The following is a 14056-nucleotide window of genomic DNA, read 5'->3' as shown; positions in this document are numbered from 1 at the left end:
CCGCGCCGGCAGGCTGCGGGGGCCGAGGACGCGGCTCACTCCGCGGTCGAGTCCACCGCGACGCGCTGCTTGCGGCCGACCGTGGCCCGCATGACCGGTTCGACGACACGCGCCGCGATCGGGCCGATGATCGCCATCAGCAGCACATACGTGGTCGCCAGCGCGGCGAACCCGTCGGGCACCGCACCGGCGGCCACGGCCAGGCCGGCGATGACGATCGAGAACTCGCCGCGGGCGACCAGCGCCGTGCCCGCTCTGGCCCGGCCGAGCTGGGACGCGCCCGCGCGTTTGGCCGCCCACCAGCCGGTGGCGACCTTGGTCGTGGTGGTGACCACGGCCAGCAGCACCGCCCAGCCCAGGACCGGCGGAATCGTCGCCGGATCGGTGCTCAGCCCGAACAGGACGAAGAACATCGCCGCGAACAGGTCGCGCAGCGGTTCGAGGATCTTGGTGGCGTCGTGCGCGGTGGAATCGGAGATCGCGATACCGAGCAGGAACGCGCCCACCGCCGCCGACACCTGCACCGCCGAGGCGACACCGGCCACCAGCAGCGCCGAACCGAGCAGCTTGAGCAGGAAGATCTCCCGATCCTCGCTGGCCACGATCGCCGAGACGTACTTGCCGTATCTCAGCGCGACGACGAGGACCACGGTCACCGCGACCAGCGCGATGCCGACGGTGGTCAACCCGGCCACGAAGCCGACACCGGCCAGCACGGCGGTGAGCACCGGCAGATAGACCGCCATCGCCAGGTCCTCGAACACCAGGATCGACAGGACCACCGGGGTTTCCCGGTTACCCAGCCTGCCCAGGTCGTTGAGCACCTTCGCCACGATGCCGGAGGAGGAGATGTAGGTGACGCCCGCCATCGCGATCGCGCCGGTCGGCCCCAGCCCCAGCATCAGCGCCACGATGACGCCCGGTGTCGCGTTGAGCACCAGGTCGAGCAGGCCCGCCGTCCACGACTTGCGCATGCCGGTGACCAGTTCCCCCGCCGTGTACTCCAAGCCGAGCAACAGCAGCAGCAGGACGACGCCGATCTCGCTGGCGATGTGGATGAAATCCTCCACCTCGTGCAACTCGATCAGGCCGCCGGTCCCGAAGACCAAACCCCCGAGCAGATAGAGCGGGATGGGCGAGAGGCCGACGCGGGCCGCGATTCGCCCGAGCACACCCAAACCGAAGAACACCGCCCCGAGCTGGATCAAAGCCAGCGCGGATCCACTGATCTGCACCGGCTCAGCCGTCGGTGAGGATCGCGGCGGCAGCGTCGAGTCCGGCGTGCGTGCCGACTACGACGACCATGTCACCGCCGAGGAACTCGAACTCCGGTCCCGGTGAGGCATGGACCTGCCCCGCGCGCAGCACCGCCACGATCGACGCGCGGGTCCTCGTCCGCATCTCGGTCTCGCCGAGGCGCCGCCCGGCGTAGGCCGAGTTCGACGGCACCGGCATCGACCGCGTGCTCACCCCGTCGAGGTCACGGTGCTCTTCGCGCAGCTGCGCGACCAGCTGGGGCGCGCCGAGCAAACCGGCCAGAGTGCGGGCCTCGGTACTCGACAGCGGAATCTGCACGGTGGCATCCGGGTCGCCGACCTTGGTGAAGATCAGATCGGTGCCACCGTCGCGATGGTCGACGACGCCGATGCGGCGGTCCACCTTCGTCAGCGAAAACTCTTTCCGGACACCGATTCCCGGCAGGGAAGTCACATCTACATTCATTGGATCACCTAACCTCAGCTAGGCGATACCTTACCTTCTCTTTACCATTCGCACGGCCGCTCAGCCCTGGTCGAGCAACCTTCCGGCGGCCTCCAGCCCCTCGTCGGTGCCGACAACGACGACGAGATCACCGGCGATGAAGGTGAAATCCGTTCCCGGCGAAGGGGTCACATCCCCCGCGCGGACCACCGCGACGACCGAGGCCTTGGTGCGGGTGCGCATCGCGGTGTCGCGCAACGGCCGACCGTCGAACGGGCTGCCGCGATCGATCGCGAACTGCCTGGTCGACAGTTCCCCGACGCCATGGACGGCCGCGGTCTTCTGCACCACCTGCGGCGCACCGAGCAGACCGGCCAGCACGCCGATCTCGTTGCTCGACAAGGGAATCGACGTGGTCGTGTCATAGTCCCCCGCCCGCGAGACGACCAGATCGACGGTGCCGTCACGGTGTTCGATCACGCCGATCCGGCGACGCGCCTGCGCCAGCGGGAAGTCCTTGCACACGCCGATCCCCGGTAAAGGCGTCACATCGATGTTCACGCCCTCACAGTACGACGACTTCGGAATAACACCAGCCGTTGCCCCCGTGGTGAGTACAGCTCAGGATCGCTGCGCGAATCGCCAGCGGGTGGCGCCGTGGGGATCGGTCAGGGCGACACCGACCGCGGCGTGGACGGTGAAGCGGTAGAGGTACCAGGGCGCCGGGCCCGCGCTCTGGGCGCTGAAAGGGGCGGTGACGGCGTCGCCCGCCCGTTCGGCGGGCCAGCCGGTGGCTCGGTAGTCGGCGGTGACCAGGTCGATCTCGGCATGGTCGGTGGTGCGGACCGCTGTGCCTTCGAAGACCAGGTCGACGTCGTCGGGGAAACGGAACGACAGGGTGCACGCCGGGTTCGCGGCCAGATACCGGGACTTGTGGGTGTCCGGGCCGCTGGTGAAGTAGAAATGCGCGCCGACGAGGGTCGCGCCGATGCCTGCCGAGTGGGGCCGGCCGTTGGGACCGACCGTGCCGAGGAACTGGGCGGTCTCCAGGGCGGCGATGCCGTTCTCGATGGCGGCGCGCGCCCGGCTCCACGGCAGCTTGTCGGTGCCGTAGATGTTGAGGTCGGTGGCGTCGACGGGATCGGGCAGCATCGGCACTCCCTTGACAAAGGCGCTGGCCCGGCGGGTCAACGGAGGACTCACACAGGTTTTCCAGTATAGGTGCGACCGGTTCGGCACCGGCAACGGCTTGCGTATTCGGGCGAAGTTGTGTGTTGTTGAGTCGTGACCAACTCATCCGGAGACGCGTATCCACTCACGGACACGATGACCACCACGACGGCGGTACACGACGGCGTCACGGTGCTGACGGTGACCGGCGAGGTCGACCTGGCGACCGCGCCCGCGCTCGACGCCACGATCGAGGCCATCCTGGCCGACAAACCGGCAACGCTGGTGATCGACCTGACCGCGGTCGGGTTCCTGGCCTCGGCGGGCATGGCGACCCTGGTCGCCGCGCATCAGCGGGCAGGCCAGACCACGGCGATCGCGATCGTCGCCGACGGGCCCGCCACCAGCCGTCAGCTGAAGATGACGAGCCTGGACCAGGTGTTCGCCATGCACACCACGCTGGCCGCAGCCTTGGCGTCGTTCACGTCCTGACCCCAGAAAAACGCGCCGCCGCCCGGAGAGTTCTCCCAGCGGCGGCGCGTTGTCGTTGGCGGGTCAGCAGAGCGCGCGCAGCTGCTCGATCAGCTTGATCCGGCCCGCGGCGTTCTCGGCAAGCGGCGTGACGTTCAGCGTGGTGACGCCCGCCTCGGCCATGGCCGCGATGCGATCCTTGACGAAGCCCTCCGGACCGATCAGCGACACGTCGCGGACCAGCTCGTCGGGCACGGCCTGCGCGGCGGCCTGCTTGTCACCGGCCAGGTACAGCTCCTGGATACGGTCGGCGGCCGCGCCGTAGCCGTACTTGGTGGCCAGCGTGTGATAGAAGTTCTTGCCCTTGGCGCCCATGCCGCCGATGTAGAGCGCCAGGTGCGGCTTCACGAAGTCCAGCAGCGGGGTGACGTTCTCGCCGATCGCCAGCGGCGGGCCCGCGAAGATCTCGAGCTGCCCCAGCGACGGGTCGCGCTTGGCCTTGCCCGCCGCCAGCGCGTCGCCCCAGACGTCCTTGGCCTTCTCGGGCAGGAAGAAGATCGGCTGCCAGCCCTCGGCGAGTTCGGCGGCCAGCTCGACGTTCTTCGGGCCGAGCGCGGCGAGCAGCACCGGAATGCGTTCGCGCACGGGGTGATTGATCAGCTTGAGCTCTTTACCCAGCCCGGTGCCGCGGTCGGCGGGCAGCGGGATCTGGTAGTACTTGCCCTGGTAGTTGAGCTTCTCGCGCCGCCAGACCTTCCGGCAGATCTCGACGAGCTCGCGGGTGCGGCCGATCGGGGCGTCGTAGGGCACGCCGTGGAAGCCCTCGATGACCTGCGGGCCGGACGCGCCGATGCCGAGGATGAAGCGGCCGTCGGAGACGAAGTCCAGGCCCGCCGCGGTCATCGCGGTGAGGCTGGGGGTACGGGTGTAGAGCTGCAGAATGCCCGAGGCCAACTGCACTCGTTCGGTGCGGGCGGCCAGGAAGCCCAGGGCGCTGACCGCGTCGAACGAGTACGCCTCCGGCACGAAGACGATGTCGAGGCCTGCGCGTTCCAGGTCGGCGACCTCGGCCGCGACCTCCTTGAACCCGCCCGAGTAGTTGATGCTCAATCCGATCCGCATGCACCCAACATAGCCCCGGCGCGCGCAGCCACCCCGACCGGTCGGTCTGTGGGCGCAGGTGCTGGTCGGGCGGGGTGTTCCGGTCGGCACGCGGTAGCGTTAAAGGCGAGTACCACCGCAGTTCTCGCCGCATCGAAAGGTCACCACGTCGTGTCGCAGCCCACCGCCTCGCCGCAGCAGATCGCCCCCTCGTTCGGGTCGGTGACCCTGGAGCACTATCTGTCGGAGCTGGGCGCCAAGGTGCCCGCACCGGGTGGCGGGGCTGTGGCCGCCCTGCACGCGGCCCAGGCCGCGGCGCTGGTCGCGATGGTCGCGCGCTACACCACCCGCGCCAAGGATGCCGTGCACCGGCCGATCGTCGACCGGATCATCGAGGCCGCCGACGGCGCCCAGGCGCGGTCGCTGGCGCTGGCCGATGCCGACGCCGCCGCGTTCACCGCCGTCGGTGCCGCCTACAAGCTGCCCAAGGACACCGACGACGAGATCGCCGCCCGTACCGAGGCGATCAACGCCGCACTCGTCGAGGCCGCGCGGGTGCCCGCCGCGGTGGTCGACGAGGCCGACGAGATCCTGTCGCTGGCCGCCGAACTCCTGCCGATCGGTAACCCCAACGTGGTCACCGACATCGGCGCGGCCGCCGACGCCGCCCGCGCCGCGGCGATGAGCTCGCAACTCAACATCGAGATCAACGTCGGTTCGCTGCCCGCCGCGCTGGGTGACGGCTTCGCCGCGGCGCTGCTGCGCGTCGACACGATCGCCGCGCGCGCCGACGCCCTGCACGCCGACGTGCTGCACGCCGTGCGCGGCTGATTCAGGCCGCGGTGAGCACGATCTTGCCGCGGACCCCACCGGACTCGCCGAGCCGATGCGCGGCGGCGAGTTCGGTGAGCGGCAGGATCGTCGCGACGCGCAGGTCGAGGTCGGCCCGGTCGACAGCGGCGGCCAGCTCGGTCAGCGCCGCGGTCGTCGGGTCGACATAGAACCGGCTGACCCGCGAATCCGGGTGCGTCTCCGGGCCTTCCGCCGCGATCACCCGGCCGGTGGCGCTGAGCACGCGCAGTGACCGGTCGGTGTTGTCGCCCCCGACCAGGTCGAGCACCAGATCGACCTCCCGCACAGCGGTGGTGAAATCCGTGGTGCGGTAATCGATCGGCTCGCCGACGCCGAGTTCGCGCAGGTACTCGTGATTGGCGGCCCGTGCGGTGCCCGCGACCTCCGCACCGCGGCGCGCGGCGAGCTGGACGGCCAGGTGCCCGACGCCACCGGCGGCCGCGTGCACCAGGACCCGCTCCCCTCGGCGCACCGAGGCCAGCGACTGCCAGGCGGTGAGCCCGGCGACCGGCAGGGCCGCCGCGCGTACCGGATCGAGCGAGGACGGCACCGCCGCCAGCCGATCCTGGTGCGCCACCACGTATTCGGCGTTCGCCCCGCCGAACACCATGCCGAACACCGTGTCCCCCGGCGCGAATCGCGTCGCGTCGTCGCCACGCTCGACGACGACACCGGAGACGTCGAGACCGAGTACCAGCGGCGGCTCCCCGAGTTTGCGGATCAGGCCGCCGCGCAGCTTCCAGTCCGCGGCGTTCACGCTCGTGGCCACCACCCGGACCAGGACTTCCCCCGGCCCCGGCCCGGGCCGCGGCACCTCCACCCGCTCGAACACGTCCGGTCCACCGAAACTGCGCTGCGTCATCTGCCACATGCGGGCAAGTCTGCGCCGAGTGGTATCTCTGCGGTAGTAGGCACCTTTCGGATACCGTGGTACCCCATGGATACCACCCGGGCCGCCGGTGCTCGCGCGAACTCGGTCGAGGCGTTCCTGCGGGACTGCCCAGCACGGCAACTGCTGTCCGTGCTGGCCGACAAATGGGTGTTGCTGGTGCTGGGCGCCCTGCGCGCGGCGGATGGCCCGGTGCGGTTCAACGAGCTGCGCAGGCGCCTCGACGGCATCACCCAGAAGATGCTCACCAAAACCCTGCGCGACCTGGAACGCGACGGTCTCGTCCGGCGCACGGTCTATCCGACGGTCCCGCCCCGGGTCGAGTACGCGATCACCGCACTCGGGGCCGACCTGGGCCGGATCAGCCACGCCATGGGCGCCTGGGTGGTGGACCACCATCACGAGATCACCGCCGCCAGAGCCGAATTCGACGCCGCCCAGGGGATCGAGCCCGCACCGCTGCCGCGCCCCGGCTCTGTCCGCTGAACCGGTATCGATGTGGGATCGATTTCTCGGGGCCCTCACCTGTGCGAACACAAGGCGACACTCCGCAGGCCTGTCGGCCGTTACCACTTCGATAGGTCTAGTTGATCATGGCGGCTTAGACTTGGAATCCGCCTACGAGTGACTGAAGGGGTGGCGTTTATGAGGAACGCACTTCGTTTCCTGTTCGTCGCGGCCATGGCGGCATTGCTGGCCGCATTCTGGTCCGGATCCGCATCGGCGGCTCTGATCGACGGAACTCCGACCGCTACGGTCACCGCGATATCACCGGCGAACGGACAGGTCGTCGGCGTCGCCGCGCCCGTCACGTTCTCCTTCGCGGCGCCGGTCGCCGACCGCGCCGGCGCCGAACGCGCCGTCGCGATCCGGTCCACCGACGCGCTGCCCGGCACCTTCGCCTGGGTCGACGACACCCGGTTGCGCTGGACCCCCACCGGCACGCTGCCGGCGAGCTCACCGATCTCGGTGCAATTCGGCAACCAGCGCACCGAATTCCAGACCAACCAGGGCGTCTACGCCGAAGGGAACCTGTCGACGCACCGGTTCATCGTCAGCATGGGCGGACAGGTCGTGCGCGACATGCCCGCGTCCATGGGCAAGCCCGGTTTCGAAACGCCGACGGGCAATTTCACGGTGCTGGAGAAGTTCCGTTCCGTGGTCTTCGACTCGCGCACCATCGGCATCCCGCTCGACGATCCCGAAGGCTACATCATCGACGGTGAATGGGCCGAAAGGCTCACCTGGGGTGGCGTATTCGTGCACTCCGCACCGTGGTCGGTGGACTCGCAGGGCTACGCCAACGTGAGCCACGGCTGCATCAATCTCGCCCCCGGCGACGCGGCCTGGTACTACGAAAATGTCGGCATCGGTGACCCGGTCTACATTCACTGGTGAGTAATTCCCTCGTGGCATTCGGCGTTCCCACCGTCAGCGCAGTATCGTGCCCGTAACGAAATCGTTGCGGGACGGAACCTGACGGCGACTCCCCTGATGAAGGTGGGGCGATGGATCGACCGGATGCACACAGACCGACCGGGGCTCGACAGCACGACCCCGGTTCGGCCGGTGATCCGTTCACTGCTGCCACGCCGTGGCGGCCCGGTCGTGAGCTGGGTGCGCCGCGGCCGCGCAGGCTGACCGAAACGACTGGTCCGCAGCCGGTTACCGGCCCGCGGCACCGGATCGATGGGCCTGCGACCCCGGCGGGTATTCCGGTGATCTCCCTGTCCGCGGCGCGCGCGCCCGAGCGGATCGGGCAGCCCGATCCCCTGCACAGTCTCGCCCCGGCGGACAGCTACGCCACCGATCGGCTGCCCATCGTCGGCGGCCCGTTCGATCCCGGTGCGCGCCACGCACTTCCGGACCCGCCGATGGCGAGCCCCGAACCCGACAACGGGCCGAACACCGACAGACTGCCGATCATCGCCCCCGCGCCCGAAGGCACATGGGCGGACTGGGTCACGGCCGAGCAGGAACCGGCACCGCGCCCCACGCCCGACTACTCCGGTGACGACGAGGTCTTCGCGCGGATGATCGACCGGTCGCGGCGACGCCGGCGCCCGCCGCGCTGGGCGGCGCCGCTGGCCGCCTCGATGGCGGGCGCGCTGCTGATCGGCGGCGGCTACTACCAATTGCGCGGTCCCGCACCGGAATCCGCGGCCGCGAGCACCGTGCTGGAGCCCGCGCCCGCGAGCACGGTTCCGGTCGCCGGCGACTGCCCCGCCGAACAGGTCGGCAGCAAGATCCAGGGCAACGGTGCCGGCGGCACCGAGAACGGCGTCGCGGCCATCCTGGCGTTCCAGCACGCGTATTACGTTGCGCGCTCCGGCGATCAGGCCCGGACGCTGGTATCCGGCGATGCGGCACTGCCTTCCGGCGCGGATATCCAGGCAGGCATCGACACGATCCCGGTGGGCACCACCCACTGCCTGTCGATCACGCCCGCGGCGTTCGCCGGACAGTACTTCGTGGTGATCACCGAGTTCCGGCCCGACTCGGCGCCGATCATCTACAACCCGCAGCTGGTCGGCACCGCCAAGGTCGGCGGGAAGACGTTGATCACCTCGATCGGGCCGGTGCGCTAGACCCGATCGAGGTCGGCTCGAAACCCGCTCAGGCGCGGGCCTTCTCGGCCGCGACGACCACGTGGCGCATCAGCAGCGCGGTGGTCACCGGGCCGACGCCGCCGGGAACGGGGCTCAGCGCGGCCGCCTTGCCGTCGACCGTGGCCGCGTCCACGTCGCCCACGATGCCACCGTCGGCGGCCTCGTTGGTGCCCACGTCGATCACCACGGCGCCGTCACCGATGTGCTTGCCGGTGACCAGCCCGATCCGGCCCGCGGCGGCGACCACGATGTCGGCGGGGGTGGTGACCGCGGCCAGGTCGGCGGTGCGCGAGTGCGCGACGGTGACGGTGGCGTTCTCGGCGAGCAGCAGCTGCGCGAGCGGCTTGCCGACGATGTTGGAGCGGCCGACGACGGTCACCAGGCGGCCCTGCAGCGCGATGCCGTGATGCTTCAGCAGCTCGACCACGGCCTCGGAGGTGGCGGGGACGAAACCGTCCAGGCCGGAGGCGAGCAGGCCGAGGGACAGCGGGCTGACGCCGTCGACGTCCTTGCTCGCGGCGATCGCCGAGCTCACGTCGTCGAGGCTGACGCCGGCGGGCAGCGGGGTCTGCAGCATGATCGCGTCGGTGGCCGGGTCGGCGCTGCGCGCGGTCAGCTCGGCGCGGATCGTCTCCGCGCTCGCGTCGGCGCCGAGATCGATACGCTCGCACGCGATCCCGAGGCGCTCGGCGGCTTTGCGCAGCGAGTTCACGTACCAGGCGCTGGCCGGGTCGTCGTTGGCCACGATCAGCGCCAGCGTCGGCGCGGTGCCCGCGGCGGTGAGCGCGGCGGCGCGCTCCTTCGTGTCGGCGTTGATGGCGGCGGCGAGTTCCTTGCCGGTCAGCGAAGCGGTATCCACGGTGGGTCAGCTTATCCGTCGTTACCCCCTGCGCGGTCCACCGGGCGGCGACGCGCGGAACCTCGTCGGGATCCGGGGCGCCCGCCGCACGCGGTCGTAGGGTGTCGGCAGCTCTGCCATCAGCTCTGCCAGCACGTGCCGAACCGTTCGCGGGAAGGGTGTCGACTGTCGTGAAGATCTCGAGGCATTGGAAACAGGTGGCTGCCGCCGTCGCCGCGGTCGCCGCGGTCACGAGCGCCACCATCGGCCCCGCCACCGCCGAAGCGGACGTGACCGCGCTCTACAACTCCGCGCAGCGGCATTTCACCGACGGTGACGATGCCGCGGGCCGCGCCGACCTGCGCACCCTCATCGCCGCCGATCCGAACGACGCCGACGCCCTCGCGCTGCAGGCCATCTGGTCGCACTACGCGGGTGACCACGCCGCGGTCGGCGAGGCGATGGCGCGGCTCGGCGCCGTCGACGCCGGCATGGCCGCCGGCACGTCCAATGTGCTGCGCGCGGTCACCGCGGCGGCGTCGACGCTACCCAATCCGCTGCCCGCGCTGATCGGTCCGCAGACCGGGATCGTGGTCCTCGGCTACGGGCTGCTGCCCGACGGCGCGCTGCGGCCGGAGCTGGAGAACCGGCTCACCGCGGCCTGGCTGCAAGCCGTCGCCGCGCCGTTCTCGCCGGTGATCGTCACCGGTGGCAATCCGCAGAACGGGATCTCCGAGGCGGAGGCGATGCGGCGCTGGCTGGTCGGGCGCGGCCTGCCGGGTGAGCGGATCCACGTGGAGGACCGGGCCGGGTCGACGGTGCAGAACGCGCTGTTCAGCACCCGCATGCTGCGTGATCTCGGTGCGACCAGTGCCGTGGTGGTGACCTCGCCGAACCACATCCGGCGCGCGGTCGCCGACTTTCTCGTCGCCGGAACCAACGTCGTCGGGGCGATGACCTCACTCGAACAGCTGGTCTCGCAGCTGCCGCCGCCTGCCAAGGCCGCGCAGCGCGGGATCTACCTGGACGCCACCCGCACGTTCGAGCTCGACAGCTCGCGCTGATAAATCGGTTGTCCGGTCGGGGACAATCGCTGCATGCATGTTCCCGCCGCCCCCGCCGACGTGATCCTCGCGCTGCGTGCCGCAGGCTGTGTCTTCGCCGAAGACGAGGCCGCCCTGTTGCTCGAGGCCGCCGCGGGTGACTCGGCCCGCCTCGACGCGCTCGTCGCGCAGCGGGTCGCGGGGACGCCGCTCGAATATCTGCTCGGCTGGGTCGAATTCCGCGGGGTGCGGGTCGGCGTGCGGCCCGGTGTCTTCGTGCCGCGGCAGCGCACCGCGTTCCTGGTCGAGCAGGCGGTAGCCGGTGTCGCGCCGGGGACGGCCCAGGCGTGCGTGGTCGATCTGTGTTGTGGCTGTGGGGCGCTCGGGTTGACCGCGGCGACCGAACTCACCGCCCGCGGGTGCGCTGTCGAACTCGTCGCCGCCGATATCGATCCGGTGGCCGTCGCCTGTGCGCGGGAGAACCTGGCGCCGTTGAGCGCGCCGGTGTTCGGCGGTGATCTGTTCGACGCGCTGCCCGGCGATCTGCGGGGGCGCATCGATGTGCTGCTGGCGAATACGCCGTATGTGCCGAGCGAGCGGGTCGCGGACATGCCGCCGGAGGCGCGCGAGCACGAACCGCTCGTGGCGCTCGACGGCGGTGCGGACGGGCTCGATGTGTTCCGGCGGGTCGCCGATGGCGCGGCGAGCTGGCTGGCGCCGGGCGGGACGGTGCTCGTGGAAACCTCGACGGGACAGGTCGACACGGCGTGTGCGGTGCTCGCGGAGCACGGTCTCGTGCCGCGGGTCGAGCACTCCGAGGAGTACTACGCCACCGTCGTCCTCGGGACCCGCCACCCGGGTAGCTGAACGACGATGCCCCCGCCGACCACCGCATCCACGGCCGGTCGGCGGGGGCATCCCCTCCGGCGCCTACTTGCGCCCGGTGAACTGATCCATCGAGTGGTACACGCCCACCGCGTTGAGGTAGAAGTCGCGCACCTTGATCGGCAGCAGACCCGTGAGCGCGCGGTTCATCCGCGAGGTCCACGGCAGCACCACCAGGGCGCCGCCGTTCTTCATCTCCCGCCACGACGTCTCGACGACCTCGTTCTGCTCGAGCATCGGCGTGAACAGGATGCCCTTGGCGCCGTCGAACATGCCGGTGTTGATGTAGGTCGGGCAGACCGTGGTGAACTTGACGTGGTCGTGGCCCGCCTGCTCGAGCTCCAGGCGCACCGAGTCCGACCAGCCCAGCGCCGCCCACTTCGACGCCGCGTAGACGGCCATGCGCGGGTTGGCGACCAGACCGGCCGAGGACGCGATGTTGAGGACACGCGCCTGACCGGCACCGGCGACCATGCCCGGCAGGAACTCCAGGGCGATGTACATCGGGGCCAGCGAGTTGATCGCCATGGTCATGTCGATGTCGCCGCGGTTCTCGGTTTCCCAGAAGTAGGTGTTACCGCGCACGATTCCGGCGTTGTTGACCAGGATGTCGATCCCGCCGATCTCGTTGCGCACCGCGTCGGCGGCCTCGCGGATCGAGTCCTGCGAGGACACGTCGACGATGTAGGAGTGCACCTTGCCGCCCTGGGCGGTCAGCTGCGCCGCGGTCTCGCGCAGGGCGATCTCGTTGACGTCCCACAGCACCACCGCGTCGGCGCCCTCACGGACCGCCGTCTCGGCGAACAACTTGCCAAGGCCCATGGCGGCGCCGGTGACCAGCACCCGCTTGCCCGCGACCGTCTCCAGTTTCATGTAATGCCTACCCCTGCTTCGTTTCCTGCTTGCCGCTACTTCTGGCGTAGCGTCTTCATGACGCCGAAGACCAGCGTCATCGTCTTGGCCCACATCTGCTCGGACATGCCGGGCAGCGGCGCGATCGGCAGCACCCGCTGGACCGCGATGGTCTGGGTGTCGATGTACTTCAGCAGCCCCTCGGGACCGTGGCGACGCCCCTGGCCGGAGATGCCGAGGCCACCCGACGGCGCGTCGACGCTGCCCCAGGCGGCGCTGAAGCCCTCGTTGACGTTCACCGAGCCGGCGTTGATCCGCGCGGCCACCGCCTTGCCACGCTCGGCGTCCTTGCTCCACACGCTGGCGTTGAGGCCGTAGGCAGTGTCGTTGGCCGCCTCGATGGCGGCCTCGTCGGAGTCGACCTTGTACACCGAGACGACCGGGCCGAAGGTCTCCTCGCGGTAGACCGTCATGCCGGGCGCCACGTCGGCGAGCACGGTGGGCTCGTAGAAGTACGGGCCCAGGTCGGGACGGGCACGGCCACCGGCGAGCACCTTCGCGCCCTTGGCGACAGCGTCGTCGACGTGCGCGGTGACGGTGTCGAGCTGGCGCTGAAAGGTCAGCGAGCCCATGTCCTTGCTGTAGTCGAGCTCGCCGCCGAGGGTCATGTTCTTGACATTGCCGACGAACTCGGCGACGAACTGGTCGTAGACCGAGGCGTCGACGTAGATGCGCTCCATCGACTCACACAGCTGACCCGCCGAGGAATAGCAGGCGCGCACGGCGAGCTTGGCCGCCTTGGAGACATCGGCGTCGGCGAGCACGAGCAGCGGGTTCTTGCCGCCGAGCTCGAGCGAGTAGCCGATCAGGCGCTCACCGGCCTGCTGGGCGATGGTGCGGCCGGTGGCGCTGGAGCCGGTGTAGTCGACGTAGTCGGCGCGCGCGATCACGTCGCCGCCGATCTCGCGGCCGCGGCCGAGCACGGCCTGCCACAGGCCGCGCGGCAGACCGGCGCGCTCGGCGGCGTCGATGGCCCACAGCGCCGACAGCGCGGTCTGGTTGTCGGGGCGGGCGATGACGGCATTGCCCGCGACCAGAGCGGGCAGCGCGTCGGAAGCCGACAGCGCGAGCGGGTAGTTCCACGGCGAGATGACCGCGACGACGCCCTTGGGGCGGTGGCGCACGTCGACCGAGGTGAGCACCGGCAGCACGCCGCGCGGCTTGCGGTCGGCGAGCAGCTTGGGCGCGACGGCGGCGTAGTAGCGCGAGTTCAGCGCGACGTCGGCGACCTCGTCGAAGGCGTGCGGGCGCGACTTGCCGGTCTCGGTCTGCACGATGTCGAGGATGGTGTCCTGCTCGGCGAGCACGATGTCGTGGAAGCGGCGCACGATCTCCACGCGCTGCTTGACCGGCACCTTGGCCCAGTCGCGCTGCGCGTGGCGGGCCACGGCGAAGGCGCGGTCGATGTCGTCGATCGAGGACTGCGGCAGGTCGCCGATCTTGTATCCGGTGGCAGGGGCGAAGACCGGCACCGACGCGGCGCCACCCGCCACCGCACGGTCGAACAGGGGCTTGACCAGCGCGGTCGGCAGCGCGGTTGGTTCGGCGGTCAGCTCGGGGGCTGTCGTCATTGTCGGCCCTTCTC

The 14056-nt window shown here is 70.2% G+C and carries 16 protein-coding genes; 7 read left to right on the top strand and 9 right to left on the bottom strand.

Annotated elements, in window-relative coordinates; all coding sequences use genetic code 11:
* Nucleotides 1-35: 35 nt before the first annotated feature.
* The 4 genes from ACFWF2_RS23285 to ACFWF2_RS23270 are packed head-to-tail and all read right to left on the bottom strand — an operon-like array spanning nucleotide 36 to nucleotide 2853.
* Nucleotides 36-1229, bottom strand: a complete 1194-nt coding sequence (locus ACFWF2_RS23285; protein ID WP_379309549.1) for a cation:proton antiporter — start codon at nucleotides 1227-1229, stop codon at nucleotides 36-38.
* A 10-nt stretch (nucleotides 1230-1239) separates the two neighbouring features.
* Nucleotides 1240-1722, bottom strand: a complete 483-nt coding sequence (locus ACFWF2_RS23280) for a cation:proton antiporter regulatory subunit (protein WP_379089301.1) — start codon at nucleotides 1720-1722, stop codon at nucleotides 1240-1242.
* Nucleotides 1723-1782: 60 nt separating this feature from the next.
* Nucleotides 1783-2262, bottom strand: a complete 480-nt coding sequence (locus tag ACFWF2_RS23275; RefSeq protein WP_379309548.1) for a cation:proton antiporter regulatory subunit — start codon at nucleotides 2260-2262, stop codon at nucleotides 1783-1785.
* A 60-nt stretch (nucleotides 2263-2322) separates the two neighbouring features.
* Nucleotides 2323-2853 carry a pyridoxamine 5'-phosphate oxidase family protein gene (locus tag ACFWF2_RS23270; protein ID WP_379309547.1) on the bottom strand — a complete coding sequence of 177 codons (531 nt, stop codon included), beginning with the start codon at nucleotides 2851-2853 and terminating at the stop codon, nucleotides 2323-2325.
* Nucleotides 2854-3027: 174 nt separating this feature from the next.
* Here ACFWF2_RS23270 and ACFWF2_RS23265 point away from each other — a divergent pair, with 174 nt between their 5' ends.
* Nucleotides 3028-3363, top strand: a complete 336-nt coding sequence (locus ACFWF2_RS23265) for an STAS domain-containing protein (RefSeq protein ID WP_189023137.1) — start codon at nucleotides 3028-3030, stop codon at nucleotides 3361-3363.
* Nucleotides 3364-3426: 63 nt separating this feature from the next.
* Here ACFWF2_RS23265 and ACFWF2_RS23260 read toward each other — a convergent pair whose 3' ends face one another.
* Nucleotides 3427-4464, bottom strand: a complete 1038-nt coding sequence (locus tag ACFWF2_RS23260) for an LLM class F420-dependent oxidoreductase (RefSeq protein WP_379309546.1) — start codon at nucleotides 4462-4464, stop codon at nucleotides 3427-3429.
* Between the two features lie 150 nt (nucleotides 4465-4614).
* Here ACFWF2_RS23260 and ACFWF2_RS23255 point away from each other — a divergent pair, with 150 nt between their 5' ends.
* Complete coding sequence (locus ACFWF2_RS23255; protein WP_379309544.1) at nucleotides 4615-5274, top strand: cyclodeaminase/cyclohydrolase family protein; 660 nt, start codon at nucleotides 4615-4617, stop codon at nucleotides 5272-5274.
* 1 nt (nucleotide 5275) lies between these two features.
* On the opposite strand, the gene ACFWF2_RS23250 is transcribed toward ACFWF2_RS23255, so the two are convergent.
* Entirely contained in the window at nucleotides 5276-6166 is an 891-nt protein-coding gene (locus ACFWF2_RS23250) for an NADP-dependent oxidoreductase (protein WP_379309543.1), read from the bottom strand.
* 66 nt (nucleotides 6167-6232) lie between these two features.
* On the opposite strand from ACFWF2_RS23250, the gene ACFWF2_RS23245 reads away from it, so the two are divergent.
* The 3 genes from ACFWF2_RS23245 to ACFWF2_RS23235 all read left to right on the top strand — a co-directional run bounded on the left by ACFWF2_RS23245 (nucleotide 6233) and on the right by ACFWF2_RS23235 (nucleotide 8772).
* Nucleotides 6233-6670: a winged helix-turn-helix transcriptional regulator gene (locus tag ACFWF2_RS23245; protein ID WP_379309542.1), complete on the top strand. Its 438-nt coding sequence runs from the start codon at nucleotides 6233-6235 to the stop codon at nucleotides 6668-6670.
* 159 nt (nucleotides 6671-6829) lie between these two features.
* Entirely contained in the window at nucleotides 6830-7582 is a 753-nt protein-coding gene (locus ACFWF2_RS23240; RefSeq protein ID WP_379309541.1) for a L,D-transpeptidase family protein, read from the top strand.
* Between the two features lie 110 nt (nucleotides 7583-7692).
* Nucleotides 7693-8772 (top strand): hypothetical protein, encoded by a 1080-nt coding sequence (locus tag ACFWF2_RS23235; RefSeq protein ID WP_379309540.1) that lies wholly within the window; start codon nucleotides 7693-7695, stop codon nucleotides 8770-8772.
* A 28-nt stretch (nucleotides 8773-8800) separates the two neighbouring features.
* Here ACFWF2_RS23235 and ACFWF2_RS23230 read toward each other — a convergent pair whose 3' ends face one another.
* The gene (locus ACFWF2_RS23230) at nucleotides 8801-9652 is read right to left on the bottom strand and encodes a bifunctional 5,10-methylenetetrahydrofolate dehydrogenase/5,10-methenyltetrahydrofolate cyclohydrolase (protein WP_378852372.1); all 852 of its coding nucleotides are present in this window, start codon (nucleotides 9650-9652) and stop codon (nucleotides 8801-8803) included.
* 170 nt (nucleotides 9653-9822) lie between these two features.
* Between ACFWF2_RS23230 and ACFWF2_RS23225 the strand changes: the two genes are divergently transcribed.
* Nucleotides 9823-10695, top strand: a complete 873-nt coding sequence (locus ACFWF2_RS23225) for a YdcF family protein (RefSeq protein WP_379309539.1) — start codon at nucleotides 9823-9825, stop codon at nucleotides 10693-10695.
* A gap of 33 nt (nucleotides 10696-10728) precedes the next feature.
* Entirely contained in the window at nucleotides 10729-11541 is an 813-nt protein-coding gene (locus ACFWF2_RS23220; protein ID WP_379309538.1) for a putative protein N(5)-glutamine methyltransferase, read from the top strand.
* Nucleotides 11542-11604: 63 nt separating this feature from the next.
* Here ACFWF2_RS23220 and ACFWF2_RS23215 read toward each other — a convergent pair whose 3' ends face one another.
* Both ACFWF2_RS23215 and ACFWF2_RS23210 read right to left on the bottom strand, forming a co-directional pair.
* Nucleotides 11605-12432: an SDR family NAD(P)-dependent oxidoreductase gene (locus tag ACFWF2_RS23215; RefSeq protein ID WP_379309537.1), complete on the bottom strand. Its 828-nt coding sequence runs from the start codon at nucleotides 12430-12432 to the stop codon at nucleotides 11605-11607.
* Nucleotides 12433-12467: 35 nt separating this feature from the next.
* Complete coding sequence (locus tag ACFWF2_RS23210) at nucleotides 12468-14042, bottom strand: succinic semialdehyde dehydrogenase (protein ID WP_379309536.1); 1575 nt, start codon at nucleotides 14040-14042, stop codon at nucleotides 12468-12470.
* Nucleotides 14043-14056: the final 14 nt, after the last annotated feature.

It is taken from the genome of Nocardia sp. NPDC060259 (genome assembly GCF_042728775.1).
Taxonomy (GTDB): domain Bacteria; phylum Actinomycetota; class Actinomycetes; order Mycobacteriales; family Mycobacteriaceae; genus Nocardia.
The sequence above is the reverse complement of the archived record's forward strand: the minus strand, read 5'-3'. Positions and strand labels throughout refer to the sequence as shown.